The sequence below is a fragment of the Ruegeria sp. HKCCD7628 genome (assembly GCF_057221005.1).
Genome location: NZ_JBWVBA010000001.1, coordinates 186,450 through 207,912, shown reverse-complemented (window position 1 = coordinate 207,912; position 21,463 = coordinate 186,450). Strand labels below are relative to the sequence as shown.

The window sequence follows — 21,463 nt, the reverse complement described above, 5'->3', positions numbered from 1 at the left end:
TCACCTCCATGTCTTTTTGCGCTTCCAGCGGCGGTTTTCCCGCGCGCCTTCTTCCTGCACGCCCAGATAAAAGTTCTGGACGTCCTCGGATTGCATCAACACATCCGCCGCGCCGTCCATGACGATGCGCCCGACCTCCATCACATAGCCATGATGGGCCAATTCCAGCGCCGCATTGGCGTTCTGTTCGACCAGCATCATGGTCATGTTCTGTTCGTCATTCAGGCGTTTGAGGATGCTGAAAATCTCCTGCACCAGCAGCGGCGACAGACCCAGCGAGGGTTCGTCCAGCAGCATGATCTTGGGGTTCGCCATCAACCCGCGCCCGATTGCCAGCATCTGTTGCTGTCCGCCCGAAAGGGTTCCGGCCTCTTGATTTCGGCGTTCCTTCAGGATCGGGAAGTAAGAGAATACCAACTCGCGGTCATGGTCGATCTGCCCCTTGTCGGTCGCCGTATAGGCCCCGAGGCTGAGGTTTTCGTCCACGGTCATCAGGGGGAACACCTCGCGCCCTTCGGGGACATGGACGATGCCTTTTTGCACGACCTTATGCGGCTCGGACCCTTGGATTTCGTCGCCATCAAAGGTGATCTTGCCCTTTTCGGGGTCCATCACGCCGGACACGGTCTTCATCAGCGTCGTCTTGCCCGCGCCGTTCGCACCCAGGATCGACACGATCTGCCCCGGATGCACGTCCAGCGACACGCCGCGAATGGCCATGATCGGGCCGTAGAAGCTTTCGACATTGCGGATGGTCAGGATCGGCGCGCTCATGAGGCTTTCCCCAGATAGGCTTCGACCACCGCCGGGTGGGATTGCACCTGAGCCGGTGTTCCCAGCGCCAGCATCGCGCCATCAGCCATCGCCAGCACCCTGTCGGACACGCCCGAGACCAGCCCCATATCGTGTTCCACCATCAGCACCGTGATCCCCATCTGCCGTCGGATGTCGTCGATCCACCAGCGCATATCCGTCGTCTCCTCGACCGACAGGCCCGAGGCCGGTTCGTCCAGCAACAGCAACTTGGGATCGGTGGCCAGAGCACGGGCGACCTCGACCACTTTGCGCACACCGTAAGGCAGGCCCGAGATCATCTTGTCGCGATAGGCCTGCAGGTCGAGGAAATCGATGATCTCTTCAACCTTTTCGCGGTTTTCCAGCTCTTGCCGCCGGGCCGAGGGCAGGAACAGAACCTCTGAGACCAGGTTGGTTTTGCGGTGCCGGTGCCGCCCGACCAGCAGGTTCTGCAACACGGTGGCATGTTCGAACAGTTCAATATTCTGGAACGTGCGCGCCACTCCATAAGTCGCCACGCCCGAGGGTTTGACCTGCAGCAGATCATGCCCGTCAAATCGGATCGACCCGGCAAACGGGTCGTAGAAGCGCGAGATCAGGTTGAACACGGTCGATTTGCCCGCACCATTGGGGCCGACGATGGCAAAGACCTCGCCTTCCTCGACCGAAAAGGACAGGTCATTCACCGCCGTCAGGCCGCCGAATTTCAGGGTGACGTTTTCGAACGCGAGCAGGCTCATCTCAGGCGCTCCGTCTTGAGGTAGGATTTCTGACGCTTGAACATGTCCTTGCGGTAGAAGGGGAACAGCTCGAACCAGGTGCGGATTTTCAGCCAGCGGCCATACATGCCCATCGGTTCAAACAGGATGAAACCGATCAGGATCATGCCGAAAATGCCGAATTCCAGCCCCGGAATTGCGACGGTACTGCCGCCGAACAAGGCACCCACATATTCCTTTGAGATCGACAGGAATTGTGGAAGGAACCCGATTACGATGGCGCCCAGAAACGCGCCGTGAATCGAGCCCAGCCCACCGATCACGATCATCATCAGCAGCTGGATCGAGATCAGGACGCTGAACGTTTCGTTGTTGATCGCACCCGCATACATGCCCATCAACGCACCCGCCCAACCGGTGACGGCGCAGGACAGCGCGAATGAAATCATCTTGGTGCGCGCGATATCTACGCCCATCGCCTGTGCCGAAACCTCGGAATCCCGCACCGCGATAAAGCTGCGGCCCAAGGGCGCGCGCAGCAGGTTGATGTAGCCCAGCGTCACCAGAAATGCGACCGCCAGCACCAGCCAGAAAAACGGGGCGGGGGTGCCCCAGCGGTCGATCGTCAGGCCAAATATATCGACGCCGCCTATGAACTTGCCACCAACGCCGCCGGTGATCGGCTCGGCCAGGACGATGACATCATCCATCAGGATCGACAGCGCCATGGTGAAAATCGCCAGATAGATGCCGTGCAGTCGCAGAGCAGGGATGGCCACCGTCACACCTGCGATGCCGGTCAGGATACCGGCCAGCGGAAAGGCGATCAGGAAGGGCACACCGGCCTCAAGCAGGATAACATTGGCATAGCAGCCAAAGGCTAGAAACGCCGCGTGACCCAGACTGACTTGCCCCGTGTGGCCCGTCAGAACCATCAGGCCCAGACCGGCGATGGCCCAGATCAGGACGTTGGTCAGCTCACCCAAATAGAAATCGTCCAGCAACCATGGGGCTGCGGCCACTACGACCAGAAGGATCAAGTAGAGGGTCAATTGATAGCCGTCTTTCCACGGCCGGATATCCTGCATGTAGTTGGTTTTGAATACAATCCGCATCTGCCTAGACCTTCTTGATCCGTACCTGGCTGAACAGCCCGTTGGGGCGGAAGATCAGCACTGCCAGCAACAGCGCATAAGGTGCGATCTGGCTGTATCCGGCCGCGATATAGCGGCTGGCAAAGGGCTCAATAACGCCGACGATCAACCCTCCAGCCAGTGCGCCGGGCAGGCTGCCGAACCCGCCGATCACAGCGGCGGCAAACGCCTTGATACCCAGCAGACCCGTGGTCGGATCGACCGAACCCTTGGCGGCAAACAGGATACCCGCAATCCCAGCAACCACGCCCGCCAGCCCCCAGATAAAGCCCTGCACACGCTTGACGGGAACGCCCATGTAGTAGGCGGCCAGCTGGTTCTGCGAGGCGCCCTGCATTGCCAGTCCCAGCTTGGTCCGGCTGAAAAACAAATACAGTCCCCACGTCAGCAGGATGGTGACGATGATGACGGCCACATCCTCCATACCCAACACAAGCCCGCCGAACCGCACCTCTTTCCCGGCCAGCGGGTTCTGCAGCGTCTGCGGCTCGTGCCCCCAGATCAGCCCGGCGACAAATCGGATCACGAAGCCAAGGGCGATTGTCAGGATCACCACTGCCGTCTGGCTTTCGCCGAACAGCCGCCGAATGATCAGCCGATCCACCAGATACCCCAACGCCCCCATGATCCCCAATGAGATCGGCAGCGCGAGCCAGAAGGGCAGCCCCATATATTCGGTATTGGTCAGCCCGATGGTGACAAAGGCCCCCAGCATCATGAAATCGCCTTGCGCGAAATTCACCGCTTCGGTCGCCTTGTAGATCAGAACAAAACCGAGCGCGATCAGGCCGTAGACACAACCATTCGCCAGCCCGCTGATCAGCAGCTGTGCGTTATCCAAATTCACCTCCCAATGCCGGTTTGTCCGGCTTTTTAGTGCCTCTGACCATCCTCCTTGGTCCGACGCGTTATTCTACTATGGCGTGATGATCACCTTTCCGTCACCCTTTTTTAGAGCATTAGCCAGATTTTTAATCACATCCTTCAACGCAACCCTCTGGGAAACGTCGGTTTTCCAGCGCCCATCGGCGAACCGCGCCTGTACCTCGGCTACCACACGCATCTGATCGGTGGGTGGTGTGGTGGTCATCCACTGCGTCAGCCAGAACCCCTCGATCTGCTTGCCCATAAAGATCAGTTGACCCATCTGTGTCAGCTTGGGCAGGTCAGAGCTGAGCTTGCCATAACACACCCAGCGCGCGCCGTTGGGCATGGCGCAAAAGACCTGTTCTGATATCTGATCGGCCACGGCATCCAGAAACACACGAGGCTTCAGGGCGTGGCCAAGCGCGACCAGTTTCGTTCGCATCTCGGGGTCGGACGTGACCAGAACCTCATGTGCGCCCAGCTCTTTCAAGGGTGCAATCGCATTGTCGCGGCGGACAAGCGCGATGGGCTTCAACCCCAGGTCTCGGCCCAGACTGCACATCAGTTTGCCCAACTGGCTGGTCGCGGCGGAAACGATAAAGGCATCTCCTGCATTTCGCGCGATATCTATCATCGCCATTGCGGTCATGGGGTTCACGATCTGCGCTGAGCCGTCCTCGTCCGAGATGTCGGGGCGCAGTGGTATACACATCATCGCTGGTGTCGTGATGTACTCGGCCCATGCCCCCGCCTGCGCGGCCACAAAAGCCACACGCTGTCCTTGCAGGGCTTCAGCCCCTGCTCCGGTTGCAACTACGTCGCCGCAGCCCTCGAACCCGGCGGCTGTGCCTTGAACGCGGGGCTGGCCGTATTCACCCTTGATGAAGTGAATATCCGACGGATTAACGGAAGCCGCGCGCAATTTGATAAGAACCTCTCCAGGACCTGGCACAGGAACTTGCATCTCGGCTGCTGCCAGCCAGTCAGCGGCGTCATTAATGGTCGGACCGGTAGCCGTTTCGGAATAGCCATCATGGGTTTGAACAACCGCATACATGGTCGAGGGAAGGGTGGTCATGATCTATCCTGTACTTGTATAGGGCCGCCCCTTGTACTCGGCAGATTGCATCGAAAAGGGGCGGCACCAAGTTTGAGTAGCCAAGCAAACGGTTATCGAAACGTCAACTTTGCTGCTTGGTGACGTTACAGGAGGTCTGCCTGAAACTCTGATTTGCATGCAAACTCTGCGCCTCCGCCGGTCGTGATCACTGTTGGGTAAGAAGTGCCCTCAGTTCCTCGAGCTTGGCGGCAAACACTTCGGGAGAAGCCTTGATTTCGTCCAGAATGGCTATCGCGCGAGTTTTCAGATCATTGGTCAGTGCGCTGTCCTTCACCGATGCGACCATTTTGTCATAGTCAAAGTTTTGAACGGCTAACGTGCCGTCCTCGATCCAGCTGTTCAAAAGATCCTGACCTTGGCTGGCCAAGGCGGCGACATCTTCGGACGCCTGATTTGCCAAGTCGGTCGCGGATTGCTCGACCTGGTCGGACGCGTTTGCAGCCTGTTCTGCAACGGATTCAACAGCGTCGCTGACCGCATCACCTGCGTCCTGAGCCGCGGATTGCAACTGTTCGGCCGGCGTGGGCTCGGGTTGTGTGAGATAATAGTAGATACCGGCGCCAATACCGGCAACGAGAACGCCGAGAACAAGAGTACGTGACATAGTAGTCTCCTGATTTATGAATAAGAATGAGATGTGAAAACGCTAAGAGGAATTTAAGGGGAAAACCTTAAGCACGGCAGCAATTTAGAAAAATGAGCCATGCTACGCCCATTGCTTGTCAGCGCGTGGCAAGAAAGTGCCGCAAATTTGCCTCGCGTCCAAGCCATTGTACGAAGCATGGCGGACAGATGGCGGCTGTAACCGTGTTGGGACTTGCACACACGACGGTTTTCGAGACCCTTTTCGAAATCAAATCAGACGTTTTTGCATCAAAAAAACGGTTTTAGTGGCGGTAAAACAGGCAGGTTGGGCTCAGGAAACTGCGTCACGCTATTTTCTAATGTCCTTAGTGGCGAAGGTTTAATGCACTGGAAACCAAATTGCTTGAAACTTTTATTGACAATATCTTTCCGTAAAATAATTTTAGTAACTAAAATAAAATATGGGTGGTTTGAAAATGTATCTCGGTCTGGACTTGGGAACATCCGGTCTTAGGGGAATTCTTGTCAACGACGCGGGTATCGTTGAAGGTAGTGCCGGGTCTAGAATTCTCACGTCTTGCCCAAAGCCTGGTTGGTCCGAACAGTCGCCTTCGGACTGGATAGAGGCTTGCAAAGAAGTTGTCCTTCAGCTTCGTGAAGCACACGGAACGTCGTTTTCCGCGCTGCGTGGCATTGGTTTGAGCGGACACATGCATGGTGCGACCCTTCTGGATGCCAATGGCAACGTGTTGCGGCCGTGCATTCTTTGGAACGACACAAGGGCTTCGAGAGAAGCAGAGATTCTTGATCAATCACCCGGTATGCGTGCCAGTTCAGGCAATATCGTTTTTCCGGGTTTTACGGCGCCCAAGTTGGAATGGGTTCGTGCAAATGAACCTGACCTGTTCGTCAAAATTGCCAAAGTTCTGCTACCTAAAGACTACTTGCGGCTCTGGCTGACAGGGGATTACGTCAGTGACATGTCTGACAGTGCGGGGACTTCATGGCTGGACGTAGGTGCACGGCGATGGTCGGAAACTGCCCTGGAACAAAGCCACATGAACATCAAACAAATGCCCCGATTGGTCGAAGGCAGTGATCCGGGAGGAGAGTTGCGGTCCGAGTTGCAGAAAGAATGGGGGGTGTCTGGACAAGTCGTGATTGCTGGCGGAGCAGGGGACAATGCCGCTGCTGCCTGTGGGATAGGCAGTATCAGCGACGGAACTGGCTTTTTGTCTCTCGGAACCTCGGGTGTGCTGCTGGTGTCCAGGGACAAGTATGCTCCAGCGCCAGAAACAGCTGTACACTGTTTTTGCCATTCTGTCCCTGACAGGTGGATTCAGATGGGTGTTATCCTGTCTGCGACAAATAGTTTGAACTGGCTCTCCCGCAACCTTGGCCAGCCCGTTAGCGACTTGGTCGCTGCGCTGCCTGCTGATCTGGATGGCCCATCAGAGATCACGTTTCTACCTTATCTTTCAGGTGAGCGGACGCCGCACAATGACAGTGCAATCCGTGGTGCGTTTCTGGGTGTGGATATTTCCTCGGAGGCCACCGATTTGACGCGGGCAGTCATGGAAGGCGTCGCCTTTGCAATGCGGGACTGCCTAGAGGCCCTCAAGAGTACCGGAACAAAACCAACGAGCCTTTTGGCCGTTGGCGGCGGTGCGCGATCTCATTATTGGTTGAAAAGTCTGGCCACTGTGCTCAATACGCCCCTGGCCTTGCCGCAGGGCAGTGAGTTCGGAGCCGCCATCGGTGCCGCCCGTCTGGCAATGTGCTCGGTCACTGGTGCACTCCCGGGCACAATAATGACGTCTCCCAAAATCGACAGGGTCATCGAACCTCGTCAGGACTTGGTCGATGCTTTCGAAACCGAGTACCAACGCTACCTGCAATACTATTCGGCGTTAGCATCTTTTGCCAAACGATGAACACAAGACGGGACATATCTCCTCAGATCGACAGGGCCGTTCTGAGTGATGGCGATATGCGAGTGTCGCTGCTCAGCTACGGAGCCACAACTCAAAGCTGGTGGTACAAGGGTTTGCCAATGATCCTTGGATACGAGAACCCGCAGGACTATGTCGCCGACAAAAATTATCTGGGCGCAATCGTCGGGCGTGTCGCCAATCGGATCGGACAAGCGTATTTTGACATGGGAAACGTTCGTTATGAGCTTGACGCGAACGACGGTCAAAATTCTTTGCATGGTGGGCGCGCAGGGCTATCGCATCAGAATTGGGCTCTTGAGAGGATAACAGTAAACGAGGCCATATTGCGCCTCACTTCCCCAGAGGGTTCCGGCGGGTTTCCGGGAGAAATCAAATTTGAAGTGCGGGTAAGGCTGGACTACCCGCGTTTGACCTATTCCATTTCGGCGCAACCGGATCGGCCGACACCCATAAGTATAGCGCAGCACAACTATTACTGCCTCGGTGGAGCGGCGGGCATTTCCGAGCATTGTCTGCGGCTGACCTCAAGCCGCTATCTTCAAGTTGACAATCGGGGAATTCCCTCTGGCAAATTTGAGGATGCAAGTGAGGGTGAGATGCAATTCACTGTGCCGAAAGCGATCGGTGCCGCTTTGACGGACTTGGACAACTATTTCGTTTTTGACTGCACACGAGATAATGGGTTTCCGGTCGCTGACCTTACTGCACCCAACGGTTTGAAGTTGTCTGTCTGGTCAGACCAGGCAGGGGCGCAGGTTTACTCTGGCGCTCACCTGACGAAACCCTTTCACAAAAGCGCCGGTGTGTGCATCGAGCCGTCAGGTTATCCCAATGCGCCTAACATCCCCGAATTCCCGTCGATCATTTACACGCCCGAAACCCCTTACGAGCAGACCTTGATTTTGGAAATTTCCGAGGGTGGCTCATGAGGTTTGCTGCTCCGATTATTGCTTTCGGCGTGGTGATTGCGTCCATCACGTCCGCAACGTCTCAGAACCTCGGTCCGAACCCAGAATTTGTTGAATCTGATCCGGCTAGTGTCCAACTTGGACGGCTGCTTTTCTATGACCCGATCTTGTCCGGAAACAGGAACATCAGCTGCGCAACTTGTCACCACCCCAAGCTTGGCACGTCAGATGGGCTCTCGCTTGGGATCGGAGAAGGGGGTTCGGGTTTGGGGGCAGGGCGCAAAATTGACACGGACAACCCGCCGGAGCAACGCATTCCGCGCAATTCGCCGGGGCTTTGGAACCTTGGTGCAACCGAATTCACAACCTTCTTTCATGACGGGCGCCTTGAAACTGATCCGACGCGCGAGAACGGTATCAGGACGCCGCTGGGCACGCACATGCGGTCAGGTTTCAATTCAGCTTTGGCAGCTCAGGCAATGTTTCCAGTGCTTTCGCCCGATGAGATGGCAGGCCACTATTCCGAGAATGATGTCAGTCAGGCTGTACGTCTAGGGATGCTTACTCAGGAAGGGGGGGCGTGGGATCTGATTGCAGCTCGCGTCGCGGCCATCCCAGAATATGAACACCGTTTTTCCTTAACCGCTCCTGGGGACGCGATAACGTTCTCGGCTATTGCGAATGTAATTGCAGATTTCATTGCGTTCGAATGGCGCGCCGACAACAGCCCGTTTGACCTTGCGATGCGGGGGGAAGCAGCATTGCCCGAAGAGGCACAGCGCGGCATGCAGTTGTTTTACGGGAAAGCAGGGTGCAGTACCTGTCATTCGGGCTGGTTCCAAACAGACCATAAATTTCACTCGATTGCGCTGCCGCAGATCGGACCGGGAAAAGCAGCGCGATTTGAAAGCCATACCCGAGATGATGGACGCCTGCGCGTGACTGGTGACGCAGAGGACGCGTTTGCGTTTCGCACGCCCTCGTTGCGCAATGTAACGCTGACGGCACCATATGGGCACAACGGCGCCTATGCACGGCTTGAAGATATCGTGCGCCATCATCTCAACCCAGAGGCTTCACTGCGGTCGTACACGTTGGAAATGGCGAAACTACCTTATTTTCCTGGTGCGCAGGATCAACGGTCATTGTTGAACCCAGAGAATTTGGATGCGATTGCCAGAAGCAGCGATCTGCCGAGGATAAGTTTGACGGATCAGGAGATCAGCGCACTTCTGAGCTTTTTGGGCAGCTTGGAAGATCCCGCAGAGCGCCTTGGAGTTCCGGATCATGTTCCAAGTGGACTGCCAGTCGATCAATGATCAGCGCTCAATGCGAATGATCTGGTTCGATTGGTATTCCTTCCATGCTCCTTTTTCACCATCTGGCCAAATTACGCGAACTTCTATTGCTTCCGCATCCCCCAGCCCAAAATGATGCAGCCCTGCAATGCCGCTTGCATGCCCTCCACCGATTGTGATTTCTCGGGTTTCCATACCTGACGCGGTTTTGGCCTCGATAAAGCTACCGACCGCGAAGCGATTTGACTTGTTTTGAGAAATGTCCAGCATCACCCAATTCTCGGTGTCAGGCTGGTTTTGGTAGACCTCAAGTTCCGAGCCTCGGTTAACCACCACCAGATCCAGCCAACCGTCATTATTGAGGTCAGCCAAAGCCGCACCGCGAGACTTGGCCATAGAGGCAATGCCAGCCTCGACGGAAGCTTCTAGAAATTGACCATTTTCCTTTTGTAAAAGCAGGTTGTTGGGGTCATCCAAAGCCGCATCTGGCATCTGCTCGACATTTCCCTTGGCGACGAAGATATCGTCCAGACCGTCGTTGTTGACGTCCCCAAATTGTGCATGCCATCCGGTCGATGGGCGGCCGTCGCCTCCCGTATGTGGCCTGTGAGCGGTTGTGCCTTTGCCGAAGGTGGCGTCGCGCCAGGTCGGACCACCGGCTTTGGGATCGAAAATCTGCAACTTCTGATCGCCCATCGAAGTCAGGTAAACTTCGGGAAAGCCATCTCCTGTCAGATCCCGCGAAGCGATGCCCATCCCCCAGATCGAGTATGGCAACCATCCGTCTTCTTTAGAATAAAGGCTTGGTGTTTCCTCCATTGCCCATAACTGCTCTTGGCCGCCGCGCACATAGTAATGGCGATCGTTGCTGACGCGCAGATCCGCTTGCCCGGTGCGCGACCAGTCAGAAAACAGAATAGAAAGCGCGCAATAGCCTGGTTCAAGGAGTTCCGGTGGCCGGTAGCTGTCACCAGTTGGCCGGAATAGGACCGTGGGTCCGCAAGTTTCAAATGGGCCGTCGGGATTGCGACGATCAACATAAGTTCCGAAGGCCAGTGTTGGCAGGGTCTGATTGGTTTCCCATGTGGCAGAGAATCCGGTTGTCCAATGATCCTCCGATTGGAAGCCCAGGGTGCTGAAGCGGCGGAACTTGCAATCAGGCTCACCCTTCAAAAGCAAATCGGGGCCCACGCGCAAAACGGCCAGATCCAGAATTCCATCACTGTCGATATCCAGCGGGTAAGCCCCAGTTACGCCGGTTATGGCAAGCGGCTCGGGGGTGTCGGCGCGAAACGATAATCCTTCGCGCGATGTGTTTCTGAACAGTTTGGATGTGTTGGTGCCGCCCGCGGCAAAGAGTTCGGGCAGCTCATCGCCGTCGCAATCGAAAACGGCGACCCCGCCGCCCACAAAATGTTCCCAGCCGCCGTCATAGATATGAGAACCTATGTCATTCTTTTGGAACTGAGGAGCGCGACTTTCTGCACTGGCCGCAGATGCAAAAGCGAGCAGGATAAAAAGCTCAGGGCGCATTTTTTGCCAGCTCTTTTACCTTAAGGATCGAGACCTGCTCAATCCCGTACGCCGCAGCACCCTTAGCCCACATAAGATCGCCCCAGTGATGCGCTTTGATTTCCGGCAAGAGGGTGTCGACATTCACGACGCCACTGCGGATTCGGGCCATCACCTCGTCCGAATACAGGTGCTCCAAATCCATTTGAGTCCCGGACAGGATAATGCATTCAGGGTCAAACAGGTTGATCAGGTTGGATATCCCCAGACCAAACATCTGGCCCGCGCGGGTCAGAACGGACTTCGCTCTTTCGTCTCCGGATCGCGCGTTTTTGTGGATCTCTGCAACCGTTTCCGTTCCAGTGCCTTGATCGGCAACGGTTGCTTCCCGGATCAATGCATAGTCGCCGACATAGGCTTCAAGGCACCCTCGCTGGCCGCATTGGCAAAGCGCGCCGTCCAGTTGAACTTTGGTGTGGCCAAACTCTGCTCCGCAGCCTCTTTCCCCGCGATACAGCTTGCCGTCCAGCACAATTCCAAGCCCTACGCCGTGTTCGATCGTCACGACCAAAAAATTCTTAAGACCCTTGCCTAATCCGAAAAGTTGTTCCGCCTTTGCCACCAGGTTGGCATCGTTTTCTATAAAGGCAGGGCAGGGCAATTCTGTTTCCAGAAACTGGCTGAAGTCGACGTTTCTCTCGGTAAGGGATGAGGACCAGTGTACAAAGTTCCGTTCAGCGTCTACGAGACCGGCAATCCCGATTGACACTCCGGACAGGGAGCCCAGGGTCGCGTTTATCTGTGCACAGGCTAGATCTATGGCCGTGCGAATGGTTGCTACGAATGCGCCTGGCGTCATCCGGACGTCATCCAGCGGATATTTGTATGACGTAACTTCGTTTCCTTCGAAATCTGCAAGGATGACCGAGATCATGTGGCGCGCGACTTTAAGGCCCGCAATAAGATAAGATCCGCCATCCAACTGAAGTAAAACTCTGGGTCGACCCCTTTTGGCAGACTTGGATTGGCGTTCGGTTTCGATCTCTTTGATCAATCCTGCCGAAATGAGATCGGCTGTCGCTGCAGTAACTGTCGCCGGGCTGGTTTGCAAAGCGCTGGCGATATCTATCCGGGAAATCGAGCCTTCTGTCCGGATATGTTCCAGCACCCGAAGTCGGGTGATGTTCCGCTGGTCCGCGGCATTTTGAGAAGCTTTGCTTTTCAGCATCTTGGTCTCGCGAATCTGGTTCTTAACTCAGTCTATTTGGATTCCGCCCGCCCTAACAGAGTAAATATTTTACCCGCTGAAATAAATATGGTATTCAATTTCGTGAGAGCCGCGAATCGAAACACGATGGCTCGGCAAATGGGAGGAAAACATGAAAAGAATTCTCAGCTTCTCTGCTGTGGCCACGCTGTTGGCTTCGACCGCATTCGCAGAGCCAGTGGTCGGTGTGAGTTGGTCGAACTTTCAGGAAGAACGCTGGAAGACGGATGAAGCGGCCATCAAGTCTGCGCTTGAAGCAGGCGGCGCCGAGTACATTTCGGCAGACGCGCAATCGTCTTCCGCAAAGCAGTTGTCAGATATTGAAAGTCTGATTGCGCAAGGCGTGGACGCGCTTATCATTTTGGCGCAGGACGCGCAGGCAATCGGACCGGCTGTTCAAGCTGCGGCCGACGAAGGTATCCCGGTCATTGCCTATGACCGCCTGATTGAAGACGACCGTGCATTCTATCTTACCTTCGACAACGTGGAAGTCGGCAGAATGCAGGCCCGAGCTGTTTTTGAAGCCATGCCCAAGGGTAATTACGTGATGATCAAGGGCTCTCCTACTGATCCCAACGCTGATTTCCTCAGGGGTGGTCAGCAAGAAATCATCGGGGCTGCCGTTGACAGTGGCGACATCGTTATCGTTGGTGAAGCCTACACGGACGGCTGGTTGCCCGCGAACGCACAGCGAAATATGGAACAGATCCTAACCGCCAATGAAAACAATGTGGATGCAGTCGTGGCATCAAATGATGGCACTGCAGGTGGCGTTGTGGCAGCTTTGACTGCACAAGGTATGGAAGGCATCCCGGTGTCCGGTCAGGACGGCGATCATGCAGCATTGAATCGTGTCGCGCTGGGAACTCAGACCGTTTCGGTTTGGAAGGATGCCCGCGAACTTGGTAAGGCAGCAGGTGAAATCGCAGTCGCGCTGAGTGGGGGAACAAGCCCCGCCGACGTGGAGGGCGCGGCCAGTTGGACGTCGCCTGGCGGTACCCAGATGAACTCGGTCTTCCTTGCACCTGTACCGATCACGAAGGACAACCTGTCTGTTGTTGTGGACGCCGGATGGATCCCATTGGAGGACTTGTGCCAGGGTGTCGAAAACGGACCTGCCCCTTGTAACTAAACTTCAAAGTCCCTGGCCCTGTCTGGGCCGGGGACCATTGCTGAATATGAAAGATCGGAAATGACCGAAACTTCGTCTCAGCCGATACCGGAAAAAGCAAAACCCAGCCTGTTCCAGCAGTTGGAACTGGATATGCGGCTTTTGGGAATGATCGGCGCGTTTGTCATCCTGTGTATAGGGTTCAACATCTTTACGGATGGACGATTCCTTACGCCTCGGAACCTGTTCAATCTGTCCATTCAGACGGTTTCGGTGGCCATAATGGCGTGCGGGATGGTGTTCATCATTGTCACGCGACACATCGACTTGTCCGTTGGAGCGCTGCTTGCAACGACGTCAGCCGTGATGGCAATGACGCAAACCGAGCTTTTGCCGCAGGTACTTGGGATGGGTTTGAACAACCCTGCAACCTGGGCGATCACCATTGTCGTCGGGCTGTTTGTCGGCACGCTGATTGGTGCGTTTCATGGCTGGATGGTTGGGTATCTGACGATACCAGCCTTCATCGTTACGCTTGGCGGGTTTCTGGTTTGGCGAAACGTGGCGTGGTATTTGACCAGCGGCCAGACGATTGGCCCTCTGGATAGTACGTTCCTGATGTTTGGCGGGACGAACGGCACTTTAGGCACGACGACAAGCTGGCTGTTCGGCTTGTTCGCCACCGCAATCGCGATCTGGGCTTTGTGGAGCAGTCGTCGTGCAAAGGCGGCACATGGTTTTCCTGTCAAACCCGTTTGGGCAGAGGCCACTCTGGCCGGGATAATCGCAATTGCCATCCTTGGGTACGTTTACATCGTAAACAGCTACGCTATTCCGACGCGTCGGTTGCAACGTATGTTCGAAGCGCGCGGAGAGACAATGCCAGAGGGGCTGGTCGTCGGATACGGTATACCGATTTCTGTCCTCATATTGATCATCGTAGCCGTAACCCTGACAATTGTGGCGCGGAAAACCCGGTTTGGACGCTACATCTTTGCCACCGGTGGAAACCCGGATGCGGCAGAGCTTTCCGGCATCAATACGCGGCTGCTGACCGTGAAGATTTTTGCACTGATGGGTTTCCTATGCGCCGTTTCTGCGGTGGTTGCTTCTGCACGCCTCGCGAACCATTCAAACGACATTGGCACGCTGGATGAATTACGGGTTATTGCTGCCGCTGTAATTGGTGGTACCGCGTTGTCCGGTGGCATCGGGACGATCTACGGCGCCATCCTTGGTGCATTGATCATGCAAGCGCTCCAATCTGGTATGGCCATGGTTGGCGTGGACGCGCCGTTTCAGAATATTGTAGTCGGCAGCGTTCTTGTGTTGGCCGTCTATATCGACATCGTCTATCGCAAACGATTGGGGGCCAAGTGATGCAAGATCAAGGCACGCAGAAAACACCCTCAAAATCTGGGCGCGGCTCCGGCGCAGCGCCATTGGTCGAAATGCGAGACATTTCGATCTCGTTCGGTGGGATCAAGGCTGTCGACCACGTGTCAGTCGATCTCTACCCGGGCGAAGTGGTCGGTCTGCTTGGGCACAACGGGGCTGGAAAATCGACGTTGATCAAGGTTCTGTCCGGCGCATATCAAATGGATCACGGCGAGATTCTGATCGATGGCAAGCCAGTCGAGATTGGCAATCCCCGTGACGCCCGGGCGAACAATGTTGAGACGATCTACCAGACGCTTGCTCTGGCGGACAATCTGGACGCGACATCAAACCTTTTCCTGGGACGCGAGATGACGACGCCATTGGGGTTGGTCAACGATGCCGCCATGGAGGCCGAATGCCGAAAGATTATGGCGCAGCTCAATCCGAACTTTCAGAAGTTCAATGACCCTGTCTCTGCGCTGTCGGGTGGTCAAAGACAGTCGGTCGCGATTGCCCGGGCCGTCTATTTCAACGCTCGTATTCTGATTATGGACGAGCCGACAGCGGCGCTGGGGCCGCATGAGACACAAATGGTGGCCGACCTGATTCACCAGTTGAAGGCGCAAGGTATCGGCATCTTCCTGATTGATCACGACGTGCATGCTGTAATGGAGCTATGCGATCGCGCTTCGGTCATGAAGAACGGAAAATTGGTTGGGACCGTCGATATTGCAGACGTAACAGATGACGATTTGTTGTCGATGATCATTCTCGGCAAGCAGCCAGAACAAAAAGCAGAATAGGGGGCAGATATGCCAAGCGGATTTTTTGAAGGGATCGAAGAGATCCGGTTTGAAGGCGTAGACAGCGACAACCCCATGGCCTTCCGCCACTACAATCCCGACGAAGTTGTCATGGGAAAGCGCTTGGAAGACCATCTACGGTTCGCGGTCGCTTGGTGGCACTCCTTCGCGTGGGAGGGTGGAGACCCCTTTGGCGGACCTACATTCGAACGCCCATGGCATCCTCAGGACGACATGGGACGGGCCCGATTAAAGGCGGATATTGCTTTTGAACTGTTCGAGCTGCTGGGTCAGCCCTTTTTCTGCTGGCACGACGCTGACATTCGGCCCGAGCAGGGCAATTTTGCCGATAACTTGAAAACTCTGGAAGAAATCACCGATTACATCGGTGAAAAAATGCAAACGTCCAGCACCAAGCTCCTTTGGGGTACCGCCAACATGTTTAGCCACCGTCGGTGGATGTCAGGCGCAAGCACCAACCCCGATCCGGATGTTTTTGCTTTTGCGGCAGCAACGGTAAAGTCGTGCTTGGATGCGACCCACAAGCTTGGTGGCGAAAACTATGTTCTGTGGGGCGGGCGTGAAGGCTACGAAACTCTGCTAAACACGGACCTGAATACTGAACTGGATCATATGGGCCGGTTCTTGAACATGGTCGTAGAGTACAAACACAAAATCGGCTTCAAAGGCACCATCCTTGTAGAGCCCAAACCACAGGAGCCGTCCAAGCACCAATACGACTACGACGCCGCGACCTGTATTGGATTCCTCAGAAAATACGGTTTGGAAAGCGAAGTGAAGTTGAACCTTGAGCAGGGACACGCGATCCTCGCCGGCCATAGTTTCGAGCATGAAATAGCAGTTGCTGCTGCCGAGGGGATGCTGGGTTCGATTGATATGAACCGAAACGACTATCAGTCAGGGTGGGACACAGATCAATTTCCTAACAACACGCCAGAGGTTGCTTTGGCATATTACTACATTCTGAAAGCCGGAGGTTTTACAACTGGTGGCACCAACTTTGACGCTAAAGTACGTCGCCAGTCGCTTGATGCAAAAGATCTTGTTGCAGCACACATCGGCGGAATGGACATCTGTGCAAGAGGCTTGAAAGCCGCGGCTGCTATGATTGAAGATGGCGGTCTGGAGGATGCGCTGTCTGAACGGTATTCCGGTTGGAACGCTCCGGAAGCGGCGTCTATGCTGAACAGTAGTCTCGAGGACATCTCTGCGCGAGTTTTACAGGACAATATCAACCCGGAACCACGATCTGGGCGTCAGGAAATTCTGGAAAACTATGTGAACAGGTTTGTTTGACCGAGGAAAAATATCAGCTGAAGTATTGTCAAAAGAACTTGGGGTGAACTGAGCAGAGGCTTTTGTAGTCATCACGCATGACTAAGTGATTGCAATCAGATCACTTTAAGCCGGAAGGATCACGTGCTGTTATAGTGCGCTTAAGTGGATCAGCGCTAATGGCCTGCCTAACGCAGGACGGAGGTTTTAAAGCTGCACTGGACGGCGCAGATGGCCAGTACCCGCCAACCTAAGCAGTAGTTTATTTGTCAACGCAACAGGCTGCACAGGTTTTACTATTCGTTTTCGTCCAGACGCAGCGACCTGCTGGCTTGATGCGTCGAAAAACACGCGTGTTTTAAAAAGTAGGCGGCGGGACCAAGTTGCAATAGTTGCCTCACGCCCATTCCGGCAGTCAAGAAATGCAGGTTGGTAAGGGCAGTGCCCTCGCTGTTCATGGCTGAGCCGACTGATCGCGCTCAGGAGCCACGATCGATAGGCGGGAATTCCTCAGTCTCGACTGTGTTTTGGCATCTTTCTCAATTGATTTAGTCTGACATGTTCCTGCGGAATTTCAGCAAGGGTGCTTAACATAGAGTGCTGTTTCCTGCCTTGCCTCACACTTGTGTAAATCGCCCGGGTGCAAGCTGATGGCGACAATGAGTCTGTTGAAGTCGACAAAAACCGCAAAACTCAAAAGTTGTCTTGCGGACGCAGGGTATCTTTTGGTTGTCCGACTAAGTGTGAGAATAGAGCAAAATCGCCGTAGTAGGCTTCAAAAGGAAAACAGTTGGCTTTAACAAAGTTCAAAAGCCTATCAGTATGACGGCTTTGATCCAAACTATCGCAACAACGGAAATCTCATCACGCTCGGAAATGCGTTTTTTTCCGCTTTTTGCGTTAGGATAGTGGCGGAGAGACAGGGATTCGAACCCTGGGTGGGCTTGCACCCACAACGGTTTTCGAGACCGCCCCGTTCGACCACTCCGGCACCTCTCCGCGGGGGTCTGTGAGGGGGGGATTTAGTGAGGAACGGGCAGGGGTGCAAGCAGAAAATTCCCGAAATTCACTAAGAAGGGATTTTCCATTGCCTGACGGCGTAAAACACCTAGGCTCTGTGTCATGACATATATCTATCGCACCGCCTTTCTGCCCCTTTGTATGTTGGTCGCAACGCTATTCGCCCTTCCGGTTTCATCGCTCGCTGCCGAGCGGGACAGGATCGAGGCATTTCTGGCAACCACCGGCTTTGACGTCGCGTTGGAAAGTATCGCGCTGGCCTCGGCATCAGCACCGGAAATGCTGGGGATTGACCCAGACGGATTCGGTTTGGATTGGGCACGGTTGACCGAAGATGTGTTTGACGTCCAAGAGATGCATGAAACCGCCGTTTCAATTCTAGAGCAGACACTTAGTGATGACGCTCTGAATCATGCAGTCGAGTTTTATGCGTCCGATCTGGGTCAAAGACTGGTCGAGGCCGAAAACGCGTCGCATCTGATTGAAGATGAAGACGCCAAACAGCTTGAGGGTCAGCAGATCGTGTCAGACCTGATCCGTGAGGGCTCGATGCGGGTGGAAGAGCTGAAGCGGATGAACGCAGCCGTTGATTCCAGTGGAACAGCCCTGCGTGCCATTCAAGAAATCCAGCTGCGGTTCCTTCTCGCAGCAAGCGCTTCGGGTGTTATTGACCTACAGATGGGAGCAGACGACCTAAGACTGTTGATGCGCCAGAACGAATCCGGGATGCGTCAGTCGCTGCAATTGTCTGCTCTGGCAGGCGCGGCTTATACGTACCAGGATTTCTCGGATGCGGATATCATCGCGTACTCAGACGCGCTTGAGGAACCCCTAATGCAGGAGGTTTATGAACTTCTGAACGCCATTCAGTATGAAATCATGGCCATGAAATTCGAAGATCTTGCAGCACGTATGGCGGATCTGCATCCGGCTCAGGATATCTGATGCGAGTGGGTGTCCTTTTTTTGGTGATCACGCTGTGGGCGACAATTGGGTCGGCCTCGGAAAAAGTGGATCGTCTGATGGATGCCATACGCCTTGAACAGGTAATCGACATTCTTCGAAGCGAAGGGCGCGAACAGGCCAAGGAGTTAAACGAAACGCTTCTGGGCAATTCCGGTGGGTCATATTTTTCGGCACAGCTGGACGTCATTTACGATGCGGAATGGATGCATGATCAGATCAGCGATGTTTTCCAAGAGGCGCTGACTGAAGGTCAACTGGATCGCGCAATCGTTTTCTATGAAAGTGACCTTGGCCAGACGCTTGTTTCCCTTGAGAATTCGGCGCACGAGGCGATTGGCGACGAGACCATCCTAGAGATGGCCAAGGACAGCTTTTTGACGGGCAATCACGATTTGTCTCTTTACCGCCTTATTGACGAATACATCGAGGTTAACGATCTGATCGCCAAAAACGTCCACAGCGCCATCAGTGCAGATTTCCAATTCTTTCGAGGGCTGAACGAAGATGTCGGCGCGGATGATCAGGAAATATTGGCCCAGCTGCTGACCGAAAAGGACGCCATCACTCAAGATACGGAAACATGGCTTTATTCGTTTTTGTTGATGGCCTATCAGCCGTTAGAGGATGGGCAGATGCGCGAAAACATCGCCTTTTCGCGTACCGAGACGGGGCGCGCCGTGAACAAAGCCTTTTTTGACAGCTTTGACCAAATGTATGACGACATCTATTACCGACTTGGTCAGGCGGTTTCACATGCGTTGACGGCTTCGGAGCTGTAAGCGGGCTTTTGCTGTTGACTTTCACCAGCATTCCGGGAATAAGCGCGCATCCCGGCCGGTTCCTCCGCGCCGGGTCTCGTTATTATTGACCCATCGGGCCTGTCCCAAGGGTCGTCACATAGCCCGAAAAGGGCGCGCTGTTCGAGGTGGCGAAAGCCGGCAACACCCGTAAGGGGACCACAGAACGCGGGTTTGAAAAGGAAAGACGCATGTTTGCGGTCCTCAAGACTGGCGGCAAGCAGTACAAGGTTCAGGCGGGCGATGTGCTCCGCGTTGAAAAGCTGGCTGCCGACGCAGGTGAAAAAGTTCAATTCAACGATGTTCTGATGCTGGGCGGCGACGCTCCGGTTGTTGGTGCACCTTTCGTTGAAGGCGCAGGCGTACAGGCCGAAGTGATCGAACAGATCAAAGGTGACAAGGTCATCAAATTCGTCAAGCGCCGTCGTAAGCACAGCTCGAAGCGTACCGTTGGCCACCGTCAGAAGCTGACTCTGGTCAAAATCACCGACATCCTGGCGTCGGGCGCTGACAAGTCGGGCATCAAAGCGGCAACCGGTTCTGCACCTGCTGGCGAAGCGGCACCTGTTGCAAAGCCTGCCAAGAAAGCTGCCGCCAAGGCAGAAGCACCCGCCGCCGCTGCAGCTGCTGCTGACGATCTGACCAAGCTGAACGGTGTCGGCCCCGCCGCTGCCAAAAAGCTGAACGACGCAGGTATCGAGAGCTTTGCCGCTCTGGCCGCCTTGTCGGACGAGCAGATTGCTGCTATCGACACCATCAAAGTGAAGCCCGAATGGGTTGAGCAAGCCAAAGAGCTGGCTCAAGGCTAAGGAGAGAGAGAATGGCACATAAAAAAGCTGGCGGTTCCTCCCGTAACGGTCGCGACTCAGCTGGTCGCCGCCTTGGCGTGAAACTCTATGGTGGCCAGGCGGCCATCGCAGGCAACATCATCGTACGTCAGCGCGGCACCAAGTTCTGGCCGGGCGAAGGCGTGGGCATGGGCAAAGATCACACTATCTTTGCGACTGTTGATGGCGCCGTGAAGTTCCACAAGGGACTCAAGAACCGCACCTTTATTTCGGTCCTGCCAGTGGCGGAGGCCGCAGAGTAAGCCGAAACCCTAAAGGTTTAGAAATAAATGGGGGACCGGCAGAAAATGCCGGTCCCCTTTCTCGTTTTTAACACAGTTTTGACCTATGAGCCCGATGACACACGCAGCAAGCACAATACCGCCCCTGTTTCAGGGACGCATTGCCCATGCGGTTGAAGATCGTCTGGGCCGCAAATATCTGATGTGGACGTTAATTGGTTTCACTTTTGCGTCCGTAATTTACGTGTTGTTCGGAGGAGGACCGCACTCATGAAGTTTGAGACAATAATAAACCAGCCGGTGATCGAAACCGAGCGGTTCGATCTACGCCCCTTGCGTCGTTCGGATATGGGTCTCATTGAACACTATGCAGGCGATGAACGTGTGGCGCGGATGACCACGGCTATTCCACATCCATTGCCGCCTGGCTCGACCGAAGCGTTCGTTACCCGCGCCATGTCCGAGGAGCGGGACGAAGACGTTTGGGCCTTGGATGCCACCAAAGATGACGGACCAGAGCTGATTGGCCTGATTTCGTTGACTCGGCTGGATCGCAATCAGTCCGAGGTTGGGTATTGGGTCGCGCCGATCTACTGGAACACCGGTGTGGCATCGCTGGCGGTTGAGGCGTTGGTCAATGCAAACCCGTTGGAGAACGCCAATATGTTCGCCAGCGTGTTCCAGGACAATCCGGCCTCGGCCCGGGTATTGACCCATTGCGGGTTTGAATATCTTGGTGATGCCGAAAACTATTCGGTGGCGCGCGATGCGAATGTGCCCACCTGGACATATACAAAGAAACTGTGACTTGTGGCCGATGGGGCCTTTGCAGTAGGGGACA

General features: G+C 55.0%; 20 protein-coding genes and 1 tRNA gene. 12 read left to right on the top strand and 9 right to left on the bottom strand.

The genetic code is table 11. The features are described from left to right. From AC2TAD_RS01060 to AC2TAD_RS01035, 6 genes are all read right to left on the bottom strand, one after another. Positions 1-774, bottom strand: a complete 774-nt coding sequence (locus AC2TAD_RS01060) for an ABC transporter ATP-binding protein (RefSeq protein ID WP_480865568.1) — start codon at positions 772-774, stop codon at positions 1-3. Then, positions 771-1,535, bottom strand: coding sequence for an ABC transporter ATP-binding protein (locus tag AC2TAD_RS01055; protein ID WP_480865567.1), 765 nt, complete (start codon positions 1,533-1,535; stop codon positions 771-773). Before AC2TAD_RS01055 ends, AC2TAD_RS01060 begins: the two co-directional genes overlap by 4 nt. Next, positions 1,532-2,629 carry a branched-chain amino acid ABC transporter permease gene (locus AC2TAD_RS01050; protein WP_480865565.1) on the bottom strand — a complete coding sequence of 366 codons (1,098 nt, stop codon included), beginning with the start codon at positions 2,627-2,629 and terminating at the stop codon, positions 1,532-1,534. Before AC2TAD_RS01050 ends, AC2TAD_RS01055 begins: the two co-directional genes overlap by 4 nt. A 4-nt stretch (positions 2,630-2,633) precedes the next feature. Continuing rightward, positions 2,634-3,509 carry a branched-chain amino acid ABC transporter permease gene (locus tag AC2TAD_RS01045; RefSeq protein ID WP_170751263.1) on the bottom strand — a complete coding sequence of 292 codons (876 nt, stop codon included), beginning with the start codon at positions 3,507-3,509 and terminating at the stop codon, positions 2,634-2,636. 75 nt (positions 3,510-3,584) lie between these two features. Beyond that, a complete protein-coding gene (locus tag AC2TAD_RS01040) occupies positions 3,585-4,613 on the bottom strand; it encodes an alcohol dehydrogenase catalytic domain-containing protein (RefSeq protein ID WP_480865563.1) in 1,029 nt (342 codons plus the stop codon). A 187-nt stretch (positions 4,614-4,800) separates the two neighbouring features. Further along, the gene (locus AC2TAD_RS01035) at positions 4,801-5,259 is read right to left on the bottom strand and encodes a hypothetical protein (RefSeq protein WP_170724299.1); all 459 of its coding nucleotides are present in this window, start codon (positions 5,257-5,259) and stop codon (positions 4,801-4,803) included. A 457-nt stretch (positions 5,260-5,716) separates the two neighbouring features. On the opposite strand from AC2TAD_RS01035, the gene xylB reads away from it, so the two are divergent. From xylB to AC2TAD_RS01020, 3 genes are read left to right on the top strand one after another with little or no spacing between them, the layout of a single operon-like run. Continuing rightward, positions 5,717-7,174, top strand: a complete 1,458-nt coding sequence (gene xylB / locus AC2TAD_RS01030) for a xylulokinase (RefSeq protein WP_480865561.1) — start codon at positions 5,717-5,719, stop codon at positions 7,172-7,174. After that, on the top strand, positions 7,171-8,124 hold the full coding sequence (locus AC2TAD_RS01025) for an aldose epimerase family protein (RefSeq protein WP_480865560.1): 954 nt from the start codon (positions 7,171-7,173) through the stop codon (positions 8,122-8,124). The genes xylB and AC2TAD_RS01025 overlap by 4 nt, the downstream gene beginning before the upstream one ends. Then, positions 8,121-9,422, top strand: coding sequence for a cytochrome-c peroxidase (locus AC2TAD_RS01020; RefSeq protein ID WP_480865559.1), 1,302 nt, complete (start codon positions 8,121-8,123; stop codon positions 9,420-9,422). The genes AC2TAD_RS01025 and AC2TAD_RS01020 overlap by 4 nt, the downstream gene beginning before the upstream one ends. Here AC2TAD_RS01020 and AC2TAD_RS01015 read toward each other — a convergent pair whose 3' ends face one another. Continuing rightward, the gene (locus AC2TAD_RS01015; RefSeq protein ID WP_480865557.1) at positions 9,423-10,934 is read right to left on the bottom strand and encodes a CRTAC1 family protein; all 1,512 of its coding nucleotides are present in this window, start codon (positions 10,932-10,934) and stop codon (positions 9,423-9,425) included. It abuts the gene before it with no gap. After that, positions 10,924-12,141, bottom strand: a complete 1,218-nt coding sequence (locus tag AC2TAD_RS01010) for an ROK family transcriptional regulator (RefSeq protein WP_480865556.1) — start codon at positions 12,139-12,141, stop codon at positions 10,924-10,926. The genes AC2TAD_RS01015 and AC2TAD_RS01010 overlap by 11 nt, the downstream gene beginning before the upstream one ends. A 151-nt stretch (positions 12,142-12,292) precedes the next feature. On the opposite strand from AC2TAD_RS01010, the gene xylF reads away from it, so the two are divergent. From xylF to xylA, 4 genes are read left to right on the top strand one after another with little or no spacing between them, the layout of a single operon-like run. Beyond that, on the top strand, positions 12,293-13,312 hold the full coding sequence (gene xylF, locus AC2TAD_RS01005; RefSeq protein WP_170354203.1) for a D-xylose ABC transporter substrate-binding protein: 1,020 nt from the start codon (positions 12,293-12,295) through the stop codon (positions 13,310-13,312). Positions 13,313-13,372: 60 nt separating this feature from the next. After that, positions 13,373-14,671, top strand: a complete 1,299-nt coding sequence (locus tag AC2TAD_RS01000; protein ID WP_170751253.1) for a sugar ABC transporter permease — start codon at positions 13,373-13,375, stop codon at positions 14,669-14,671. Beyond that, on the top strand, positions 14,671-15,474 hold the full coding sequence (locus AC2TAD_RS00995) for an ATP-binding cassette domain-containing protein (RefSeq protein ID WP_480865554.1): 804 nt from the start codon (positions 14,671-14,673) through the stop codon (positions 15,472-15,474). Before AC2TAD_RS01000 ends, AC2TAD_RS00995 begins: the two co-directional genes overlap by 1 nt. A 9-nt stretch (positions 15,475-15,483) precedes the next feature. Beyond that, entirely contained in the window at positions 15,484-16,791 is a 1,308-nt protein-coding gene (gene xylA, locus AC2TAD_RS00990) for a xylose isomerase (protein ID WP_480865553.1), read from the top strand. An 888-nt stretch (positions 16,792-17,679) separates the two neighbouring features. Here the strand turns inward: xylA and AC2TAD_RS00985 are convergent. Continuing rightward, positions 17,680-17,769 (bottom strand) — tRNA-Ser (locus AC2TAD_RS00985). Between the two features lie 123 nt (positions 17,770-17,892). Between AC2TAD_RS00985 and AC2TAD_RS00980 the strand changes: the two genes are divergently transcribed. The 5 genes from AC2TAD_RS00980 (at position 17,893) to AC2TAD_RS00960 (ending at position 21,429) form a co-directional block, all read left to right on the top strand. Then, positions 17,893-18,735 carry a DUF2059 domain-containing protein gene (locus tag AC2TAD_RS00980; RefSeq protein ID WP_480865552.1) on the top strand — a complete coding sequence of 281 codons (843 nt, stop codon included), beginning with the start codon at positions 17,893-17,895 and terminating at the stop codon, positions 18,733-18,735. 5 nt (positions 18,736-18,740) lie between these two features. Beyond that, a complete protein-coding gene (locus AC2TAD_RS00975) occupies positions 18,741-19,535 on the top strand; it encodes a DUF2059 domain-containing protein (protein ID WP_480865551.1) in 795 nt (264 codons plus the stop codon). A gap of 209 nt (positions 19,536-19,744) precedes the next feature. Continuing rightward, positions 19,745-20,362 (top strand): 50S ribosomal protein L21, encoded by a 618-nt coding sequence (locus AC2TAD_RS00970; RefSeq protein ID WP_480865549.1) that lies wholly within the window; start codon positions 19,745-19,747, stop codon positions 20,360-20,362. Positions 20,363-20,373: 11 nt separating this feature from the next. Next, the gene (rpmA, locus tag AC2TAD_RS00965; protein ID WP_010440093.1) at positions 20,374-20,643 is read left to right on the top strand and encodes a 50S ribosomal protein L27; all 270 of its coding nucleotides are present in this window, start codon (positions 20,374-20,376) and stop codon (positions 20,641-20,643) included. A 249-nt stretch (positions 20,644-20,892) separates the two neighbouring features. Next, positions 20,893-21,429, top strand: coding sequence for a GNAT family N-acetyltransferase (locus tag AC2TAD_RS00960; RefSeq protein WP_170751240.1), 537 nt, complete (start codon positions 20,893-20,895; stop codon positions 21,427-21,429). The last annotated feature ends 34 nt before the right edge of the window (positions 21,430-21,463 follow it).

Coding starts and splice junctions, on each gene's coding strand:
- AC2TAD_RS01060 (WP_480865568.1), bottom strand. CDS start 774: ATGAGCGCGCCGATCCTGACCATCCGCAATGTCGAAAGCTTCTACGGC.
- AC2TAD_RS01055 (WP_480865567.1), bottom strand. CDS start 1,535: ATGAGCCTGCTCGCGTTCGAAAACGTCACCCTGAAATTCGGCGGCCTG.
- AC2TAD_RS01050 (WP_480865565.1), bottom strand. CDS start 2,629: ATGCGGATTGTATTCAAAACCAACTACATGCAGGATATCCGGCCGTGG.
- AC2TAD_RS01040 (WP_480865563.1), bottom strand. CDS start 4,613: ATGACCACCCTTCCCTCGACCATGTATGCGGTTGTTCAAACCCATGAT.
- AC2TAD_RS01035 (WP_170724299.1), bottom strand. CDS start 5,259: ATGTCACGTACTCTTGTTCTCGGCGTTCTCGTTGCCGGTATTGGCGCC.
- xylB (WP_480865561.1), top strand. CDS start 5,717: ATGTATCTCGGTCTGGACTTGGGAACATCCGGTCTTAGGGGAATTCTT.
- AC2TAD_RS01025 (WP_480865560.1), top strand. CDS start 7,171: ATGAACACAAGACGGGACATATCTCCTCAGATCGACAGGGCCGTTCTG.
- AC2TAD_RS01020 (WP_480865559.1), top strand. CDS start 8,121: ATGAGGTTTGCTGCTCCGATTATTGCTTTCGGCGTGGTGATTGCGTCC.
- AC2TAD_RS01015 (WP_480865557.1), bottom strand. CDS start 10,934: ATGCGCCCTGAGCTTTTTATCCTGCTCGCTTTTGCATCTGCGGCCAGT.
- AC2TAD_RS01010 (WP_480865556.1), bottom strand. CDS start 12,141: ATGCTGAAAAGCAAAGCTTCTCAAAATGCCGCGGACCAGCGGAACATC.
- xylF (WP_170354203.1), top strand. CDS start 12,293: ATGAAAAGAATTCTCAGCTTCTCTGCTGTGGCCACGCTGTTGGCTTCG.
- AC2TAD_RS01000 (WP_170751253.1), top strand. CDS start 13,373: ATGACCGAAACTTCGTCTCAGCCGATACCGGAAAAAGCAAAACCCAGC.
- AC2TAD_RS00995 (WP_480865554.1), top strand. CDS start 14,671: ATGCAAGATCAAGGCACGCAGAAAACACCCTCAAAATCTGGGCGCGGC.
- xylA (WP_480865553.1), top strand. CDS start 15,484: ATGCCAAGCGGATTTTTTGAAGGGATCGAAGAGATCCGGTTTGAAGGC.
- AC2TAD_RS00980 (WP_480865552.1), top strand. CDS start 17,893: ATGACATATATCTATCGCACCGCCTTTCTGCCCCTTTGTATGTTGGTC.
- AC2TAD_RS00970 (WP_480865549.1), top strand. CDS start 19,745: ATGTTTGCGGTCCTCAAGACTGGCGGCAAGCAGTACAAGGTTCAGGCG.
- rpmA (WP_010440093.1), top strand. CDS start 20,374: ATGGCACATAAAAAAGCTGGCGGTTCCTCCCGTAACGGTCGCGACTCA.
- AC2TAD_RS00960 (WP_170751240.1), top strand. CDS start 20,893: ATGAAGTTTGAGACAATAATAAACCAGCCGGTGATCGAAACCGAGCGG.